Origin of the sequence: Methylicorpusculum sp., assembly GCF_030651835.1 — a bacterium.
GTDB lineage: Bacteria > Pseudomonadota > Gammaproteobacteria > Methylococcales > Methylomonadaceae > Methylicorpusculum.
In genome coordinates, this window is record NZ_JAUSBX010000025.1 from 16,636 (window position 1) to 33,699 (window position 17,064).

21 protein-coding genes and 1 tRNA gene are annotated in these 17,064 nt (G+C 45.1%); 18 read left to right on the forward strand and 4 right to left on the reverse strand.

The window, feature by feature from the left end; all coding sequences use genetic code 11:
* The first annotated feature begins 121 nt into the window (after window positions 1-121).
* The 10 genes from typA to tatC all read left to right on the forward strand — a co-directional run bounded on the left by typA (window position 122) and on the right by tatC (window position 7,174).
* On the forward strand, window positions 122-1,939 hold the full coding sequence (typA, locus tag Q7V32_RS03105; protein ID WP_304895523.1) for a translational GTPase TypA: 1,818 nt from the start codon (window positions 122-124) through the stop codon (window positions 1,937-1,939).
* Between the two features lie 340 nt (window positions 1,940-2,279).
* Complete coding sequence (hisB, locus tag Q7V32_RS03110) at window positions 2,280-2,873, forward strand: imidazoleglycerol-phosphate dehydratase HisB (protein ID WP_304895524.1); 594 nt, start codon at window positions 2,280-2,282, stop codon at window positions 2,871-2,873.
* Between the two features lie 12 nt (window positions 2,874-2,885).
* On the forward strand, window positions 2,886-3,551 hold the full coding sequence (gene hisH, locus Q7V32_RS03115; RefSeq protein ID WP_304895525.1) for an imidazole glycerol phosphate synthase subunit HisH: 666 nt from the start codon (window positions 2,886-2,888) through the stop codon (window positions 3,549-3,551).
* A gap of 59 nt (window positions 3,552-3,610) precedes the next feature.
* Window positions 3,611-4,345, forward strand: coding sequence for a 1-(5-phosphoribosyl)-5-[(5-phosphoribosylamino)methylideneamino]imidazole-4-carboxamide isomerase (hisA, locus tag Q7V32_RS03120; RefSeq protein WP_304895526.1), 735 nt, complete (start codon window positions 3,611-3,613; stop codon window positions 4,343-4,345).
* A gap of 2 nt (window positions 4,346-4,347) precedes the next feature.
* On the forward strand, window positions 4,348-5,121 hold the full coding sequence (gene hisF / locus Q7V32_RS03125; RefSeq protein WP_304895527.1) for an imidazole glycerol phosphate synthase subunit HisF: 774 nt from the start codon (window positions 4,348-4,350) through the stop codon (window positions 5,119-5,121).
* Window positions 5,121-5,513, forward strand: a complete 393-nt coding sequence (gene hisI / locus Q7V32_RS03130) for a phosphoribosyl-AMP cyclohydrolase (protein ID WP_304895528.1) — start codon at window positions 5,121-5,123, stop codon at window positions 5,511-5,513. The genes hisF and hisI overlap by 1 nt, the downstream gene beginning before the upstream one ends.
* Complete coding sequence (locus Q7V32_RS03135) at window positions 5,506-5,826, forward strand: phosphoribosyl-ATP diphosphatase (protein WP_304895529.1); 321 nt, start codon at window positions 5,506-5,508, stop codon at window positions 5,824-5,826. The genes hisI and Q7V32_RS03135 overlap by 8 nt, the downstream gene beginning before the upstream one ends.
* 34 nt (window positions 5,827-5,860) lie before the next feature.
* Window positions 5,861-6,079: a Sec-independent protein translocase subunit TatA gene (gene tatA / locus Q7V32_RS03140; protein ID WP_304895530.1), complete on the forward strand. Its 219-nt coding sequence runs from the start codon at window positions 5,861-5,863 to the stop codon at window positions 6,077-6,079.
* Window positions 6,080-6,087: 8 nt separating this feature from the next.
* Entirely contained in the window at window positions 6,088-6,408 is a 321-nt protein-coding gene (tatB, locus tag Q7V32_RS03145; protein ID WP_304895531.1) for a Sec-independent protein translocase protein TatB, read from the forward strand.
* The gene (tatC, locus tag Q7V32_RS03150) at window positions 6,401-7,174 is read left to right on the forward strand and encodes a twin-arginine translocase subunit TatC (protein WP_304895532.1); all 774 of its coding nucleotides are present in this window, start codon (window positions 6,401-6,403) and stop codon (window positions 7,172-7,174) included. The genes tatB and tatC overlap by 8 nt, the downstream gene beginning before the upstream one ends.
* A gap of 24 nt (window positions 7,175-7,198) precedes the next feature.
* Here the strand turns inward: tatC and Q7V32_RS03155 are convergent, their stop codons facing one another.
* Complete coding sequence (locus tag Q7V32_RS03155; RefSeq protein ID WP_304895533.1) at window positions 7,199-7,804, reverse strand: GDSL-type esterase/lipase family protein; 606 nt, start codon at window positions 7,802-7,804, stop codon at window positions 7,199-7,201.
* 6 nt (window positions 7,805-7,810) lie between these two features.
* Here Q7V32_RS03155 and Q7V32_RS03160 point away from each other — a divergent pair, with 6 nt between their 5' ends.
* Entirely contained in the window at window positions 7,811-8,542 is a 732-nt protein-coding gene (locus tag Q7V32_RS03160; protein ID WP_304895534.1) for a pteridine reductase, read from the forward strand.
* Window positions 8,543-8,567: 25 nt separating this feature from the next.
* Here the strand turns inward: Q7V32_RS03160 and folK are convergent, their stop codons facing one another.
* Together folK and folB are read right to left on the reverse strand one after the other, a co-directional pair.
* Window positions 8,568-9,068: a 2-amino-4-hydroxy-6-hydroxymethyldihydropteridine diphosphokinase gene (gene folK, locus Q7V32_RS03165; RefSeq protein ID WP_304895535.1), complete on the reverse strand. Its 501-nt coding sequence runs from the start codon at window positions 9,066-9,068 to the stop codon at window positions 8,568-8,570.
* A 1-nt stretch (window position 9,069) separates the two neighbouring features.
* Window positions 9,070-9,423, reverse strand: a complete 354-nt coding sequence (gene folB, locus Q7V32_RS03170) for a dihydroneopterin aldolase (protein WP_159656800.1) — start codon at window positions 9,421-9,423, stop codon at window positions 9,070-9,072.
* A gap of 91 nt (window positions 9,424-9,514) precedes the next feature.
* Here folB and plsY point away from each other — a divergent pair, with 91 nt between their 5' ends.
* Window positions 9,515-10,087 carry a glycerol-3-phosphate 1-O-acyltransferase PlsY gene (plsY, locus tag Q7V32_RS03175; protein WP_304895536.1) on the forward strand — a complete coding sequence of 191 codons (573 nt, stop codon included), beginning with the start codon at window positions 9,515-9,517 and terminating at the stop codon, window positions 10,085-10,087.
* Here the strand turns inward: plsY and tsaD are convergent.
* Window positions 10,067-11,107, reverse strand: coding sequence for a tRNA (adenosine(37)-N6)-threonylcarbamoyltransferase complex transferase subunit TsaD (tsaD, locus tag Q7V32_RS03180; RefSeq protein ID WP_304895537.1), 1,041 nt, complete (start codon window positions 11,105-11,107; stop codon window positions 10,067-10,069). The two genes, plsY and tsaD, sit on opposite strands and share 21 nt — an antisense overlap.
* A 101-nt stretch (window positions 11,108-11,208) precedes the next feature.
* Here tsaD and rpsU point away from each other — a divergent pair, with 101 nt between their 5' ends.
* The 6 genes from rpsU (at window position 11,209) to metK (ending at window position 17,058) form a co-directional block, all read left to right on the forward strand.
* Window positions 11,209-11,442, forward strand: a complete 234-nt coding sequence (gene rpsU, locus Q7V32_RS03185; protein WP_125217524.1) for a 30S ribosomal protein S21 — start codon at window positions 11,209-11,211, stop codon at window positions 11,440-11,442.
* 21 nt (window positions 11,443-11,463) lie between these two features.
* Entirely contained in the window at window positions 11,464-11,913 is a 450-nt protein-coding gene (locus Q7V32_RS03190; protein WP_304895538.1) for a GatB/YqeY domain-containing protein, read from the forward strand.
* A 206-nt stretch (window positions 11,914-12,119) separates the two neighbouring features.
* The gene (gene dnaG, locus Q7V32_RS03195) at window positions 12,120-13,850 is read left to right on the forward strand and encodes a DNA primase (protein WP_304895539.1); all 1,731 of its coding nucleotides are present in this window, start codon (window positions 12,120-12,122) and stop codon (window positions 13,848-13,850) included.
* 84 nt (window positions 13,851-13,934) lie between these two features.
* Window positions 13,935-15,749, forward strand: coding sequence for an RNA polymerase sigma factor RpoD (rpoD, locus tag Q7V32_RS03200; protein WP_304895540.1), 1,815 nt, complete (start codon window positions 13,935-13,937; stop codon window positions 15,747-15,749).
* An 11-nt stretch (window positions 15,750-15,760) separates the two neighbouring features.
* A tRNA-Ile gene (locus Q7V32_RS03205) sits at window positions 15,761-15,837 on the forward strand.
* 60 nt (window positions 15,838-15,897) lie between these two features.
* Window positions 15,898-17,058 carry a methionine adenosyltransferase gene (gene metK, locus Q7V32_RS03210; RefSeq protein ID WP_304895541.1) on the forward strand — a complete coding sequence of 387 codons (1,161 nt, stop codon included), beginning with the start codon at window positions 15,898-15,900 and terminating at the stop codon, window positions 17,056-17,058.
* The last annotated feature ends 6 nt before the right edge of the window (window positions 17,059-17,064 follow it).

A 17,064-nucleotide genomic window follows, 5' to 3' on the forward strand; every position in this document is an offset into this window, starting at 1 on the left:
GATAAAAGCTGTTTGAGAACATTCAAGACCAATAGACAGGCATTAATACACAAAGGAATAGCTGAGCTAATGCCTTTAAAAAATCATATTTTAATCAACACAATACTAGAGTACATTTTAAGTGATCCAACAATTAAGAAATATTGCAATCATTGCTCACGTAGACCATGGCAAAACAACCCTGGTAGATAAGTTACTGCAACAATCGGGGACTTTCAAAGACCATGAAAAGGTTTCTGAGCGGATGATGGACTCTAACGATCTTGAGAGAGAGCGCGGCATTACGATTCTGGCTAAAAACACGGCAATAGATTGGGAGGGATATCACATAAATATTGTCGATACCCCGGGCCATGCCGACTTTGGCGGTGAAGTTGAGCGGGTGCTCTCTATGGTTGACTCGGTCCTGCTATTAGTCGATGCCGTCGATGGTCCCATGCCGCAAACGCGTTTTGTTACGCAAAAGGCATTTGCACTGGGACTGAAGCCTATCGTGGTAATCAATAAAATTGATCGCCCTGGCGCCCGCCCTGACTGGGTTGTTGATCAGACCTTTGATTTATTTGATCGATTGGGTGCAACTGATGAACAATTGGATTTTCCAATTGTTTATGCTTCCGCCTTGAACGGTTATGCAAGTTTGGAATCTACCGCTACCGAAGGCGACATGACGCCTTTATTCCAAACGATTGTGGATAAAGTAAGTCCGCCAAATGTTGATTTGGAAGGGCCCTTTCAAATGCAGGTATCCAGCCTGGATTACAATTCCTATGTAGGTGTTATTGGGATTGGCCGGATTCAGCGTGGCTCAGTGAAGTCAAATATGTCGCTGACTTTGATCAACCGCGAAGGCGTAACGCGTAAAGGACGTATCTTGCAAATATTCGGGTTTCACGGTTTGGAACGCGTGGAAGTGCCTGAAGCAAGAGCGGGCGATATCATTGCATTTACCGGTATTGACAAGTTGGAAATTTCGGAAACCTTGTGCCATCCTGATGCAGTTGAGGCCATGACGCCCCTGTCTGTGGATGAGCCTACCGTTACCATGACCTTTCAAGTCAATAATTCTCCTTTTGCCGGTAGAGAAGGTAAGTATGTAACTTCGAGGCAGATACGTGAGCGCCTGGAAAAAGAGTTGCAGCATAATGTGGCGCTGCGTGTTGAAGATACAGAAGATCCCGATAAATTTAAAGTTTCCGGTCGCGGCGAATTACACTTGTCGGTACTGATTGAAAATATGCGGCGTGAGGGATTTGAACTCGGAGTTTCCAGGCCGGAAGTCATCATCAAGGAGATCGATGGCGTAAAATGCGAGCCGTTTGAAATGGTGACCATTGAGGTTGAAGAAATTCATCAAGGCACCATTATGGAAAAAATGGGTGACCGCAAAGGCGATTTACAGAATATGGTACCGGATGGTAAAGGCCGGGTTCGTTTGGAATATATCGTTCCGTCAAGAGGCTTGATTGGTTTTCAATCCGAGTTTCTGACTGCAACATCAGGATCAGGCCTTCTTTATCATGTATTTGAAAATTATGGGCCTCTCAGACCGGGAACAGTAGGTAAACGCCAACGAGGCGTGCTAATCTCAATGCTGCAAGGCAAGGCGGTCTCATTCGGTTTGTTCAACTTACAGGAACGTGGTGATTTATTCCTGGTGCATGGTGATGAAGTTTACGAGGGAATGTTAGTGGGTATACATTCTCGAGCTAATGATTTGGTGGTCAATCCAACCAAGGCCAAGCAGTTGACGAATATGCGTGCATCCGGAAGCGACGAGGCGTTGACATTAAGTCCAATTCAAAAATTTACGCTGGAACAAGCTTTGGAATTTATTGATGAAGATGAGTTGGTGGAAGTAACACCTAAATCGATCCGCTTGCGTAAAAGGCTTTTGACCGAAAATGACAGAAAGCGGGTATCACGTTCAGGCGTATAAAAATCTGTCTGGTATTTTTGAAAATTAGATAGGAATAATGAGGAGAGTTGCACAGTAGAAAATTGTTAACAATTTTTGAAGTGCATGCTCTCAATCAACCAGCAATTCTCAATTTGAAGGGGAAAAAGGGTAGGGGGATGCTTTTTGAGGATGTCGGCATCAGTAATGCTGCTGTCAGGCACCCAAGGAAGGGTTTAAGACGTTCCTCGAAAAGCTTTTCCCAGCCCAAAATGACGCTGAAAATATCAAACTGGGAATTGCTGTACTCTCAACATAATGGACGGCATCTAGAAACTTTCATAGTAGAATGCCTTGATTAACATTTAGCCTAATAGTTGTTATGGAATCACGCACCGCGGAAATCGAGCGCAACACGCTTGAAACGCAAATAAAAGTTAAGATTAATTTGGATGGGACAGGAAAGTCATCATTTTCAACAGGTATTCCTTTTCTTGAACACATGCTGGATCAAATTGCCAGACATGGGCTGATTGATATGACCATTGATGCCAAAGGCGATTTGCATATTGACGATCATCATACTGTCGAAGACATCGGTATCACGCTAGGCCAGGCTTTTGCTGCTGCATTGAGTGAAAAAAAAGGCATTTACCGCTATGGACATGCTTATGTTCCTCTGGATGAAGCATTATCCCGGGTGGTGATCGATTTTTCAGGACGCCCCGGCCTCGTTTATGATGTCAAATTTCCCAGAGCCAGCATCAGCCGGTTTGATGTTGATCTGTTCCGGGAATTCTTTCAGGGCTTTGTTAATCATGCGGGTGTTACCTTGCATATCGATAATTTGAAAGGGGTCAACGCACACCATGTCGCTGAGACCATATTCAAAGCAATGGGACGCGCCGTTCGTATGGCCGTAGATTTAGATCCTCGTATGGCGGGCATCATGCCTTCTACCAAAGGCGTTCTCTAATTTCACACTATTATGTCTTCAGTCGCTGTCATTGATTATGGAATGGGTAATTTGCATTCCATCGCTAAAGCTCTGCAACACGCAGACTCCCAAATTGATATCAATATCACGAGTAACCATCAGGCCATTCTTGATGCCGATCGTATTGTCTTTCCAGGTGTGGGTGCAATCGGCGATTGCATACATGCGTTACAGGAAAGCGGTCTTATCGAGATCATAAAAACGGTTGCAGGCCTTAAACCTTTTCTGGGAATTTGTTTGGGCATGCAGGCGTTGCTGACGGATAGTGAGGAAAGCCGCGGTGATTCAGATCAAACTAACCTTAAAACACAAGGTTTAAACTTGATTGCCGGGCATGTAGTCCGTTTCCCTGAGTGTTTAAAAGATCGGGACGGAAATATTTTGAAAGTGCCGCATATGGGCTGGAATCAAGTGCATTTTAATTCTCATCCATTATGGGAAAACATTACTCAGGCGAGTCGTTTTTATTTTGTCCATAGCTATTTTACGGTCCCTGATGATGAATCAGTGATCTCTGCCACGGCCAATTACCCCGATGCGTTTGCCTGTGCTTTAGCGCGCGAAAATATATTCGCGGTTCAATTTCATCCCGAAAAAAGCCAGTCGGCTGGTTTACAGTTATTGCGCAATTTTTTACATTGGGATGGGCGTGTTTAACCTAAGTTTTGTCCGGTCACCTTTCCGGCATTCAGTAAGATCTTTAGGAAGCTATTATTATGTTGCTGATACCTGCAATTGACTTAAAAGAAGGAAAATGCGTCCGCTTGCGGCAGGGCAGGATGGACGAAGATACGGTTTTCTCTGATGATCCGGTGGCTGTTGCCGGAAAATGGGTGGAAGCCGGAGCCAAGCGGATTCATTTGGTTGATTTAGACGGCGCCTTTGCCGGAAAACCAAAAAATGCGGCAGTCATCCATCGTATTGTTCAGGCGTATCCGGATGTTCCTATTCAAATCGGGGGCGGTATTCGCGATGAGGATACGATTCAAAGCTATCTCGATGCGGGTGTTCAATATGTCATCATAGGAACCAAAGCGGTCAGCGCGCCTCATTTTATAAAAGATGTTGCGATTGAGTTTCCCGGACATATTATTGTCGGTCTGGATGCAAAAGAAGGAAAAGTGGCGATTGATGGATGGTCTAAATTATCACATCACGATGTGATTGATTTGGCTCAAAAATTTGAGGCCGATGGGGTTGAAGCCATTATCTACACCGATATTTCACGGGACGGCATGATGAACGGCGTCAATGTAGAAGCCACGGCAAAATTAGCCCGGTCAATCAATATTCCTGTTATTGCTTCGGGCGGTATCACCGATATCAGCGACATTCATGAACTGGGCAAATATGTCGGTGATGGCATCATGGGTGCCATCACCGGTCGCGCAATATATGAAGGGACTCTTGATTTTGCTTCCGCGGCACTGTTAGCCGAGACATTCGATTAATTATGGGCTTAGCAAAACGCGTCATACCTTGTCTGGATGTCGATAATGGCCGGGTGGTCAAAGGTGTAAAGTTTGTCGATATCAGGGATGCCGGTGATCCTGTTGAAATTGCGAGACGTTATGATCGCGAGGGCGCAGACGAGCTTACCTTTCTGGATATAACGGCCACACACGATAATCGGGAAACCATTGTCCATGTTGTCGAACAAGTAGCCAGTGAAGTTTTTATCCCTTTGACCGTGGGCGGGGGTATAAGAACTCTGGACGATATCCGGCGCATGTTGAATGCTGGCGCTGATAAGGTCGGCATTAACAGCGCGGCGGTATTTAATCCGGATTTTGTCAGGCAGGCAGCGCAAAGATTTGGTTCGCAATGCATAGTTGTTGCTATAGATGCCAAAAAGGTGAGTGCTCCAAATGAAGCCAACCGGTGGGAGATTTTTACTCATGGAGGCCGAAAAGGAACCGGTATCGATGCGGTTGAATGGGCAAAGAAAATGGTTGACTATGGCGCGGGTGAAATTTTATTGACCAGTATGGATAGAGACGGCACACGTGAGGGATTCGATCTGATCTTGACTCGAGCGATCAGTGAAGCGGTTTCTGTTCCGGTCATTGCATCCGGCGGCGTTGGTAATCTGGAGCATCTTGCTGAAGGTATTCTGGAAGGTAAAGCCGATGCAGTTTTGGCCGCAAGTATTTTTCATTTTGCTGAACACAGTGTGCTTGAGGCCAAGCAACATATGGCTTTACGCGGTATTGAGGTACGTTTATAGTGACAGGCGATTGGTTGGATGAAATACGCTGGACCAGCGAAGGTCTAATCCCGGTCATCGCACAGCAGGCCGATACCGGTAAAGTGTTAATGTTTGCCTGGATGAATCGTGAGTCGCTGGCATTGACGGTAGAGGAAGGCCATGCGGTCTATTGGTCCCGATCAAGAAACCGGCTTTGGCGCAAAGGCGAAGAATCCGGGCACAGACAGAAAGTCATTTCGCTTTATCTGGATTGTGATGAGGATGTTATTTTATTAGCCGTTGATCAGCACGGAGGTATCGCTTGTCATACCGGACGGCATAGTTGTTTTTACAGAAAACTGGTCGATGGTCAATGGCAGGCAGTTGATCCGGTTTTAAAAGACCCTAAAGCGATATACAATCATGAATGATGTTTTGCAACAATTAGCCGATATACTGGAACAGCGCAAACAGGCGATGGAAGAAAAATCGTATGTTGCCAGTCTTTACGCAAAAGGTTTGGACACCATTTTAAAAAAAATTGGTGAAGAGGCTACGGAAACGGTTATTGCCGCTAAAAACGGTGATAAAGAGCAAATTATTTATGAAACAGCGGACTTGTGGTTCCATTGTATGGTGTTGTTGGCTCAACAGGGGCTGGGACCGGATCTGGTGCTGCAAGAATTACAGCGGCGCTTTGGTTTATCCGGATTAGAGGAAAAAGCACAACGCTCAAAAAATTAACATAATTTCGGCATAAGCCGATTCGGAGTCAAAAATGGGCATCAGTGTTACTCAATTACTCATTGTTTTAGCTATCGTCATTGTGTTGTTCGGTACAAAAAGACTGCGCAATATCGGTTCCGATCTGGGCGGTGCCATCAAAGGCTTTCGTTCAGCGATGAAAGATGGCGAGGCTGGCAAAAACTTGCCGGACAAAGATGATGAAGACGATATTGTCAGTCATGTCGAATCTAAAGATGACAAAAAAGTTTAGACAACATTATGTTTGACGTTGGTTTTTGGGAAATTTGCATGGTGGGTTTGGTCAGTCTGCTGGTGATTGGGCCGGAAAGGCTTCCCAAAGCTGCCCGAATTGCAGGCTACTGGTTGGGCAAAACACGCAGTATGGTCGCGGCTGTAAAGGCTGAAATCAAAGAGGAATTACAGGCCGAAGAGATTCGGCAAACCTTGCGGGAACATGCGTCACTTGAAGATCTGAACGAGACTATTTCAGAAGTTAAGCAGGCTTCTCAAAACCTGAAAGAATCAATTGATAACGTCCCCAAACAATTGAGCGGAAAAACAAAGCCCGTCGATGAGTAAACATACTTTTGATCACCAAGAAGAACTGCCGTTCATCTCGCATTTAATTGAGCTACGAAATCGGATTTTAAAAGTCGTTCTTTGTGTGCTGGTTGTGTTTCTGGGCTTAGCGACCTATGCAAATCAGATATACAGCTATCTGGCTGGTCCGCTGTTAAAGCATTTGCCGGAAAATAGTACGATGATTGCGATTGATGTCGCATCGCCTTTTTTCACCCCGTTTAAGCTGGCGCTGGTTCTTTCAGTATTCATAGCAGTGCCTATTATCCTGTATCAATTTTGGGCCTTTGTAGCGCCGGGTTTGTATAAGAATGAACGGAAAATGATCCTGCCTTTGCTCGTTGCAAGCACATTTCTGTTTTACTTGGGCGTGGCTTTTGCCTACTTCGTCGTTTTTCCGTTAATTTTCGGGTTTTTAACGGCCGCGGCACCGGAAGGGGTTGCGGTAATGACGGATATCAGTAAATACCTGGATTTTGTGCTGACCCTGTTTTTTGCTTTCGGCATTTGCTTTGAAGTGCCGATATTCACAATAGTATTGGTTTGGACGGGTTTGACATCGCCGGCTGATTTAGCTGAAAAGCGTCCTTATGTGATTGTTGGGGCTTTTATTATCGGGATGTTGCTGACTCCGCCCGATGCAATATCACAGACCTTACTGGCTATTCCAATGTGGATGTTGTTTGAAGTCGGCCTATTGTTCTCGCGTTTGTTCGTACGCAAACAGGATAACGGCTTGCAAACCACGACCGGGGAAGATGAGTAATCATTCACTCAGTCAGCTTCAAATCTATTCTTCCGATATAAAAATCAAGTTTTTCAGCGATTCTGCCAGCTTTTCGTTACCTGTTTCGTTGAGGCGCAAGGTATCGGCGGTCAGCGAGGGATCCTTCATCAAGTCAGGCACTAAGTCCAATTCGACAGGCACATTCTGGCGAGTCGCAACTTCTTGGTAGAACGATGCGCTGAAACCGCTTTGAGGCTGGGAAGGCAGGCCGAGAAGCAACAGTTTAATATTGCGATTTTTAATCTCGATGATCATTTTTTCCAGGTTAGCCATCGTTTCTTCTGGCTCAATATTGTTTTGCATATCACTGCCCCCATGAGCCAGAATGACAAAGTCGGGGTGCTGCTGATCCAATAATTCGATGAGTCTGGCAATAGCATCGCGAGTCAATTCTTTAGTTTTACCGCCATTCGTTACAGGAAGCAGAGTGAGCTCGCTAAGAATATTCGGGTAAGCATTCGGGTCGCTCAGCGTTGTGCCGTAGGTCAGATTGTCCCCAAAAGCCAGAATGCTGGCATTTCTCGGCAGATTTATAGACGATGACTGAAAGTGTGCGCAAGCCGACAGCAGCAGGCAGATTGAAATAAAAGCGTTTTTAATGGGGTTCATGGGTTTATGCAAAAAATTGTACTGATTACCGGTGCGGCCAGAAGAATAGGTGCAGTCTGTTCCCGGTTGTTACATCAACAGGGCTTTAAAATGATTTTGCATTATAGGTCTTCGGGGGATGATGCGCGAAGCCTTTGTGCTGAACTGAACGATCTTCGGCCCGATTCAGCAGTGGCTTTGTCCGGCAATTTATTGGATATTCAAGCTATTAATGCTTTGGCCAAGGAGGCGGTAACCGTTTGGGGGGCGCTGGATGTCCTGGTAAACAATGCTTCGTCATTTTATCCCACACCTTTGGATACGGTGACAGAGATTGCTTGGGAGGATTTGCTGGGCACAAATCTGAAAGCGCCTTTTTTCCTGGCCAAGGCTTTGCTGCCGGAGCTTCGCCGTCGTCAGGGTTGCATTGTCAATATTGCAGACATTCATGCAGAACGTGGCCTGGAAGGCTATCCTGTGTACAGTATTGCCAAGGCAGGATTGGTTGCTATGACCAAGGTGCTGGCTAAAGAGTGTGGTCCTGACGTCAGAGTCAACACCATTTCTCCGGGAGCAATATTATGGCCTGAGCATGACAGTTCCGAAACCGAGCAAAAAAATATTATAGAAAAAATTCCATTGGGTCATTGCGGAAAGCCGGAAGATATTGCGCGGACAGTGAAGTTTTTAATTCAGGATGCTGATTACATTACCGGGCAGGAGATTAAGGTGGATGGTGGCCGGACGCTGTTTTGCTGAGTGATCATTGTCCGCTTATGATTGTTTATATACTCTTTAACCATTCAGGCACGACTTTCTCTTGATTTATAAGGCTTTTGTCAAAGCTTTCCCATATTTCTGCGTAAGTTCGGTGGTTGATGGGGTGGCGGAGACCGGGCGCAATTTCGGCAAGAGGTTCCAATACAAAAGCATAGTCCTCGATTTCAGCTCTAGGGATTTGCAGGCGGCCATCATTAAGTATCAAGTCATCATAAAGGACAAGATCGAGGTCCAGGGTTCTTGCCGAGAATTTTTTACTGTTCCTGCATCGGCCGTGATTTAGTTCAATCTCTCTGAGGCGCTGAGAGACGCTGTTAACATCCAGGTCGGTATTGAATCCGACAATCAAATTGTAAAAATCCTCGCCTTCAAAGCCCACGGCCCTGGATTGGTAAACACTGGAAATCAGTAAGTTACCGAACAGTTGTTGTAGCGCATGTAAGCTGGAGGGAATATTGATGTCTTTATCAATGTTGCTGCCAATGCTTATGAAGCAAAGAGCCATACTATTGATGTCCTCGTTCGATAATAATGCCAACGTCATTAGCGCCACGAATCGCGCCTTTTTTATTCAGCGTAATTTTAACCCGGCTGATATTGAACTCGTTAAGAATAAGCTGCGCAATCTCCTCTGTTAATTTTTCGACTAGAAAAAACTGGCTAGATTCGACAAAAGCGATCACGCGTTTCGATACGGTTTTGTAATCGAGCGTATAGCTAATATCATCGGTCTCAGCCGCTTTTTTTATGTCGAAGGCCATTTCAATATCTAGAACCACTGTCTGTTTTGTGGTTCGTTCCCAGTCATAAATACCAATGATTGTTTGTATCTCTAGCCCGCCTAAAAAAATAATATCCATTGTCTTTTCCGGTTATCATGTGCGCTTTAAAAAGGTAAGTATCAGGGAATTGACTCTGGGTTACAAGTTTGACGTTGTCGAGAGGTAAACAATGTTTGAATGGTTATTTATTCCATTAGCTTATTTGGCGGGTTCTATTTCGAGTGCGATTTTGGTGTGCAAGCTAATGAATTTGCCGGATCCGCGAGATCAAGGCTCAGGCAATCCCGGTGCGACCAATGTGATGCGGATAGGCGGCAAAAAAGCGGCGGCCATTACCTTGCTCGGCGACCTGTTGAAAGGATTGCTGCCGGTCTATTTTGCAAATCTGTTGAAGGTGTCTCCCGAGATTGTGGCAATGACTGGCCTGGCTGCATTCTTAGGTCATTTATACCCCGTTTTTTTTGGTTTTAAAGGGGGAAAAGGAGTGGCAACATCAATAGGTGTATTGCTTGGCTTTTCCTGGTGGTTAGGCCTGATTTTTATGGTGATCTGGTTTGCCATCTACAAGATTTCAAAAATTTCCTCCTTGTCGGCATTAGTTGCCTCCACCATTTCTCCAGTCGTAACCTGGTACCTTACCAAAGAAATTTATCTGTTATTTGCTGCTTTAGTGATGACAGTAATTTTGCTTTGGCGGCATAAAAGCAATATCCAAAGGCTTTTAGCCGGGCAAGAAGCCTGATAGTTCATTAGCAACCCCGGTTAATTCGTTGATGGGCCATCGAGGCCTGGCCTGAATGCATAGGTCGTCGTGCTGACCGGCTAAAAGCCTTTGGCAGCCGGCGTAGGCAACCATAGCGGCATTATCGGTACAAAACTCAAGCCGGGGGAAATAAATGGCGGCATTTTCTTTTTTTGCCATTGCCGAGAGTTCATCGCGAATAGTAGAATTAGCGCTAACGCCGCCGGCTACGACCAGCTTTTTCAATTGGGTCTGCTGCAATGCACGTTTGCACTTGATGCTTAAGGTTCCTGCTACCGCTTTTTGAAAAGCATAAGCAATATTGGCTTTATCCTGGCCTGTTTGAGAAGTGCCGAGTAGGGTATTCATCGTGAATGTTTTTAATCCGCTAAAGCTAAAATCCAGGCCGGGTCTATCGGTCATGGGTCTCGGAAAGCTATAAACCGGCTGGCCTTGCTCTGCTAATTTAGCTAACCGGGGACCGCCTGGATAGGGCAGGCCCAGCATTTTAGCCGTCTTGTCGAAAGCCTCACCCGCAGCATCATCCAGGGACTCACCCAATAAAATGTAGTGGCCCAGGCTTTTTACGGCCACCAGTAAGGTATGTCCGCCTGAAATCAATAATGCCAAAAAAGGGAAGCTGGGAGGATCTTTTTCCAGTAAAGGAGCTAAAAGATGAGCTTCCATGTGGTGAATGGCAATTGCAGGGATTTCCAAGCTCCATGCCAAGCTGCGAGCAGTAGTTGCACCCACAAGCAGTGATCCCATGAGTCCTGGACCGGCTGTATAGGCAATACCGTTGATATCATGTTTGTCCAGGTTTGCTTCATCCAGGCATTGGTTGATGAGAGGTATTAATTTTCTAATATGATCTCTGGAAGCCAGTTCCGGAACGACCCCCCCGTACTCGCTATGCATTTCGACTTGACTGTAAACAAGGTGATGACAAAGGCCTAATTTTGAATGATAAATTGCAACGGCGGTTTCGTCACAGGATGTTTCTATGCCTAGAGTGTACATATTTTTGAAATAATTAATAAAAAATGTATAATTGAGAGTTTCCTTGTGTCAGAAGACTCTTTGGGGTCTTATTTTTCGATATTATTATACAGGTTAGTAAAATGCCGTCAGTTAAAGTAAAAGAAAATGAACCATTTGATATCGCAATCCGCCGCTTTAAACGCGCGTGTGAAAAAGCGGGTGTTTTGTCTGAAGTTCGTCGTCGTGAATTCTATGAAAAACCCACTGCCGAGCGTAAGCGCAAAGGAGCAGCGGCGATCAAAAGACATTTGAAAAAATTGGCTCGTGAACGTTATGCATTGAAAAACTTGCGTCGCGGTCGTCCACAAATTTAATCCTTAGCGGGAGCAGGCTAGATGGATTTATTAAAAGACCGGATCAGGGAAGACATGAAGGCCGCTATGAAAAGCGGGGCCAAAGTTAAGCTGGGTGTTATACGCTTGATTATGGCTGCAATTAAGCAGCGCGAAGTTGATGAAAGAATAGAATTGGATGATGAGCAGGTTATTCTGGTGCTGGACAAGATGGTCAAGCAGAGAAGAGAATCCATTCGACAATTTCGTGCCGCAGAAAGAATCGATCTTGCTGAAATAGAAGAGGCTGAAATTGTTGTCATACAAGACTATCTGCCTCAGGCATTATCAGACGAAGAGATCGATTCAATGATTCGAGAGGAAGTCGAAAAACAAGGAGCGGTATCTATTAAAGATATGGGCAAAGTGATGAATGCGCTTAAGGAAAAAATGCAGGGACGTGCGGATATGGCTCAGGTAAGTATAAAAATAAAAAGTGTTTTGGCGGGATAATTCCGCCATCCTTGCCTCAGGCAGAGTTTCGCATAAAATCTACACAATTCGCCACACTGAAGGCTGGTCATTTGTTGCTCGGAATTGGTTTACTTGTATTATAGAATTCCATAATGAGTGGGTGACGGTTCGGCAAAGATCGTGCGGTATTTGTATATGTTTATTAAGGGAAAACCTCTTAACTCATTCGATATTTAAGGTGAATGATGTCGGGTAGGATATCTTCCTCGTTTATAAATGACCTTCTGGCGCGGGTTGATATCGTTGATTTGATTGACTCTCGTGTGCCTCTAAAAAAAACGGGGAGCAACTATGTTGCTCGCTGTCCCTTCCATACAGAAAAAACGCCCAGCTTTTCAGTCAGTGCAAAAAAACAGTTCTTCCACTGTTTCGGCTGTGGAGCCAGCGGCAATGCGATAACTTTTTTGATGGATTACAATCATCTTGATTTCGTCGAGGCGGTTGAAGATCTTGCTGCTTTCGCTGGCATCGAAGTGCAAAGAGAAAGTGATGTCGGCACTGGTCTGCCGGAAAAAAAAGATATCAGTCATCTCTATAATTTGATGGGCAGTGTGGCAGCTTTTTATGCCGAGCAACTGAAACAGAATCCCGAAGCAAAAAAAGCAGTTGACTACCTTAAGGTAAGAGGGGTTAGCGGCGAAATCGCCAAGTCATTTATGTTGGGCTATGCTCCAAAAGACTGGAATTCATTATCCGACCGATACGATGCAAAGGATCTGCTCGAAACAGGTTTGCTGGTTGCCAGGGATGGTGGTGGGACGCACGATCGTTTTCGCGGGCGAATCATGTTTCCAATCAGGAATAAACGAGGCCATGTGGTTGGCTTTGGTGCCCGGGTTTTAGATGATTCTTTGCCTAAATACTTGAATTCACCGGAAACGCCCTTATTTAGTAAAAGTAATGAAGTTTATGGTCTTTATGAGCTGTTAAATGCCAAGCAAAAACCTGCCCGCATATTGATAGTCGAAGGTTACATGGATGTGGTTGCTTTGGCTCAATTTGGTATTAATTACGCAGTTGCAGCGCTTGGAACAGCCATTTCCAAGACGCACGTTGAGCTTTTATTTCGCTTTTCCCAAGAGCTTGTGTTTTGCCTTGATGGTGATGCGGCGGGACGTCAGGCTGCGTGGCGTGCAATGGAATCGGTATTTTCCAGCATTAAAGACGGCAGAGTGGTGAAAATAATGCTCTTGCCGCAGCCGCATGACCCTGATTCGCTGGTGCGTGAGCAAGGTGTTGAACAATTCGAGCAAAGGATGGCAGAAGCGGCGACCTTATCGGATTATTTTTTCGGACAATTGACGGCTGATTTGGGGTTGGCAACTGTTGAAGGCCGGGCGCAACTGGTCGAAAAAGCCAGGCGATACCTTGAGTTGCTGCCTCATGGCGTGTTTAGGGAAATGATGTTTGCCAAGCTTGAAACAATGTCAGGCATGGCTGCTCTGGATGTTTCATTAAATAAAGCTAAACTAAATCCCAGTCGACCGAGAAAAGGCATGGGACAAGTAAGGCGCACTTCGCCGTCGAGGGTCGCGCTGGCCTTGCTGGTACAAAATCCCGAATTAGCGGATTTGCTAGAGCAAGAGGAGCTGGATTGGAGCGATTTGGATTTTCCAGGTTGCGAGATGTTTCGAGAAATTATGTCAATTATCCTCCGGCAGAATCCATCAAATGTATCCGTTTTGTTGGAGCAACTTAGAGGTCATCAGGATGAAAGGCTGGTCACTAAGCTGGCCACGATGGAATTACTGGTCCCTGACGATGGGATAAAAGCCGAATTTCTGGGGGCAGTAAAAGCAATAGTTAGCGGATCCAGAACGATTCGGATTGAAAAATTGATTGATAAGGAGCAAAGCGAAGGATTGGATGCGAGCGAGCGAGCGTTGTTAAAAAAATTACTCTCCAGCTCAAATTAGCAATGTAAGCTTAACATAAGGATTTAGTTGTATTATAATCGACGGTTCAGCGGTGTTGAGCTGGATGTTTTCTGTGAGCAAAAGATGAACCAAGAACAACAGCAATCCCAATTAAAACAATTAATAACTAAAGGCAAGGCACAGGGCTACCTGACTTATGCCGAAGTGAATGATCATTTGCCAAGTGACATAGTCGATCCGGAGCAAATAGAGGATATCATTGGCATGATCAATGATATGGGGATACAGGTATACGAAGTTGCACCAGACGATGACTCACTGATCACGGATAGCGCGGTAACCGATGATGAAGATGATGATGAGGAGGTTGCGGCTCTAGCGTCGGTTGATAGTGAATTCGGCCGAACAACTGATCCGGTCCGCATGTACATGCGCGAGATGGGTTCAGTCGAGTTGTTAAGCAGGGAAGAAGAGCTGAAAATTGCCAAACGGATTGAGGACGGTCAGCAACAAGTCGTAAGAGCGATTGCCCGTTCATGCAAAGTGGTTGAAAGTTTTTTAACTTCTTTCGATTCTATAACGGATGAAGAAGGTGGTACTCGGTTATCAGATTTAATCAGTGGCTTTGTTGATTTAAGCGAGCCTTCCGAGCAGCTTTTAAGTAGCGCGGCCGCAAATGATGACAGCGTTACTGAGGAAGCCGAAGAAGATGAAATCAAAGGAATCGACTTTGAAGAAGTTAAAGTTAAAGTAGAAGAGTTAAGGAAGCGATATGATGCGGTATCGAGCGCGATTAATGCGCATGGCTATACTCATGAAAAAGTAATTCCTGCTTTTGATGCACTGACCGAGAGCTTTATAGAGTTTAAGTGGGCTCCGCAATACTTAAAAAAATTGACAGCTGTTATTCCTAATGCGTTAACACGCATCAGAGAACAGGAAAAAATAATTATGGCTATCTGCCTTAACAGCGCAGGTATGCCAAAAAAAGAATTTGTTGAATCTTTTCTCGGCAGTGAAGCCAGTACTGAATGGTTCGGTGATTATATAAAATCGGCCTCACCGGAACGAAAAGAGATACTGAAAGCAGCAGAAAAGGATATCAAGAAAGCTCAGACAACATTGGCGGAAATTGAAGCTGAGTACGGTTTGTCGATCAGTGACATCAAAGATATCAATCGTCGGATGTCAATCGGTGAAGCTAAAGCGCGGCGCGCCAAAAAAGAGATGATTGAAGCCAACTTACGATTAGTCATTTCTATTGCAAAAAAATATACCAACAGAGGCCTTCAGTTTTTGGATCTAATCCAGGAAGGCAATATTGGTTTAATGAAAGCAGTTGATAAATTTGAATACCGTCGGGGCTATAAATTTTCGACCTATGCAACGTGGTGGATAAGACAAGCCATAACTCGATCAATTGCTGATCAGGCCAGAACAATCCGCATACCGGTTCACATGATTGAAACAATCAATAAATTGAACCGGATTTCCAGGCAAATTCTGCAGGAATTAGGGCGGGAAGCGACCCCTGAAGAGTTGGCTGAGCGTATGGAAATGCCAGAGGACAAGGTTCGTAAGGTATTGAAAATAGCGAAAGAACCGATTTCAATGGAAACTCCGATAGGCGATGATGAAGATTCGCACTTGGGGGATTTCATAGAAGATGCTAAAGTACTGTCCCCAATTGAGTCGGCTACCATCGCCGGTCTCAGAGAGTCTACACAAAATGTGTTGGCTGGTTTGACAGCAAGAGAAGCCAAGGTCTTAAGAATGCGGTTTGGTATTAATATGAATACCGACCATACTTTAGAAGAAGTAGGTAAACAGTTTGACGTGACTCGTGAAAGAATCCGTCAGATTGAAGCGAAAGCGTTGAGAAAATTGAGACATCCCTCAAGATCTGAACAGCTAAGATGTTTTCTTGATGGCGAATAATTAAAAGTTTTGGGCCCTTAGCTCAGTTGGTTAGAGCGTCCGACTCATAATCGGCAGGTCGTAGGTTCAAGTCCTACAGGGCCCACCAGAATTAAAGGCTGCATTTGCAGCCTTTTGTTTTTCTAAGAATTTGATAATAGGCAGGCCCGTGAGCAATAACTTCATTTTTACATCAGAATCGGTTTCGGAAGGTCATCCGGATAAAGTAGCAGATCAAATTTCAGATGCGATTCTGGATGCATTGCTGAAACAAGATCCTAAATCAAGAGTAGCGTGTGAAACACTGGTAAAAACAGGCATGGTCATTCTTGCCGGTGAGATTACGACTGATGCCTGGGTTGATACTGAGGCTCTGGTAAGAAAGGTCGTGTGCGATATCGGCTATGATCATGGCGATATTGGTTTTGATGGGCAAAGTTGCGCGGTTCTCAATGCGATCGGTAAACAGTCATCCGATATTGCGATGGGTGTCGATGAAAAGGAAGACCATGAACAAGGCGCAGGCGATCAAGGGTTGATGTTCGGTTATGCCAGCAATGAAACTGACGTGCTGATGCCGGCTCCTATTACCTATTCTCATTTACTGGTGAAAAGACAGGCCGAAGTTCGCAAAAACAGAACATTGCCTTGGCTACGGCCGGATGCGAAAAGTCAAATTACCTTCCGCTATGAGAATAATAAGCCTGTGGCGATTGATGCCGTAGTTTTGTCGACACAGCATTCTCCTGAAATCGGCGCTAAACAGATTCATGAAGCCGTCATGGATGAAATTATTCTGCCGGTGCTGCCTAAAGAATGGTTACATAAAGACACAAAATATTTTATCAATCCCACCGGTAATTTCGTGATCGGCGGCCCCGTTGGCGACTGCGGTTTGACTGGCCGGAAGATCATTGTTGATACCTACGGCGGCATGGCGAGACATGGCGGCGGTGCGTTTTCAGGTAAAGATCCATCCAAGGTCGATCGTTCAGCCGCTTATATGGCGCGATATGTTGCAAAGAATATCGTTGCAGCAGGTTTGGCTGAGCGCTGCGAGATTCAAGTGTCTTACGCAATTGGCGTTGCCGATCCCACGTCTATTAGCGTTGAAACCTTTGGTACTGGAAAGATAAGTGAAGACCGACTTGTCCAGATTGTAAGAGACAATTTTGACTTAAGGCCAAAAGGATTGATCGCCGCGTTGGATTTGTTAAAACCTATTTACCAGACTACCGCTGCTTATGGGCATTTCGGCAGAACTGAAGATAGCTTCAGTTGGGAAAAAACGGACAAAGTCGACGCATTGAAAAATGCCGCAAAATTATAAAACAGC

Coding starts and splice junctions, on each gene's coding strand:
- Q7V32_RS03190 (WP_304895538.1), top strand. CDS start 11,464: ATGGATTTATTAAAAGACCGGATCAGGGAAGACATGAAGGCCGCTATG.
- folB (WP_159656800.1), bottom strand. CDS start 9,423: ATGGATATTATTTTTTTAGGCGGGCTAGAGATACAAACAATCATTGGT.
- rpsU (WP_125217524.1), top strand. CDS start 11,209: ATGCCGTCAGTTAAAGTAAAAGAAAATGAACCATTTGATATCGCAATC.
- rpoD (WP_304895540.1), top strand. CDS start 13,935: ATGAACCAAGAACAACAGCAATCCCAATTAAAACAATTAATAACTAAA.
- tatC (WP_304895532.1), top strand. CDS start 6,401: ATGAGTAAACATACTTTTGATCACCAAGAAGAACTGCCGTTCATCTCG.
- Q7V32_RS03135 (WP_304895529.1), top strand. CDS start 5,506: ATGAATGATGTTTTGCAACAATTAGCCGATATACTGGAACAGCGCAAA.
- tsaD (WP_304895537.1), bottom strand. CDS start 11,107: ATGTACACTCTAGGCATAGAAACATCCTGTGACGAAACCGCCGTTGCA.
- hisA (WP_304895526.1), top strand. CDS start 3,611: ATGTTGCTGATACCTGCAATTGACTTAAAAGAAGGAAAATGCGTCCGC.
- dnaG (WP_304895539.1), top strand. CDS start 12,120: ATGTCGGGTAGGATATCTTCCTCGTTTATAAATGACCTTCTGGCGCGG.
- Q7V32_RS03160 (WP_304895534.1), top strand. CDS start 7,811: ATGCAAAAAATTGTACTGATTACCGGTGCGGCCAGAAGAATAGGTGCA.
- hisH (WP_304895525.1), top strand. CDS start 2,886: ATGTCTTCAGTCGCTGTCATTGATTATGGAATGGGTAATTTGCATTCC.
- tatB (WP_304895531.1), top strand. CDS start 6,088: ATGTTTGACGTTGGTTTTTGGGAAATTTGCATGGTGGGTTTGGTCAGT.
- plsY (WP_304895536.1), top strand. CDS start 9,515: ATGTTTGAATGGTTATTTATTCCATTAGCTTATTTGGCGGGTTCTATT.
- folK (WP_304895535.1), bottom strand. CDS start 9,068: ATGGCTCTTTGCTTCATAAGCATTGGCAGCAACATTGATAAAGACATC.
- hisF (WP_304895527.1), top strand. CDS start 4,348: ATGGGCTTAGCAAAACGCGTCATACCTTGTCTGGATGTCGATAATGGC.
- hisB (WP_304895524.1), top strand. CDS start 2,280: ATGGAATCACGCACCGCGGAAATCGAGCGCAACACGCTTGAAACGCAA.
- Q7V32_RS03155 (WP_304895533.1), bottom strand. CDS start 7,804: ATGAACCCCATTAAAAACGCTTTTATTTCAATCTGCCTGCTGCTGTCG.
- tatA (WP_304895530.1), top strand. CDS start 5,861: ATGGGCATCAGTGTTACTCAATTACTCATTGTTTTAGCTATCGTCATT.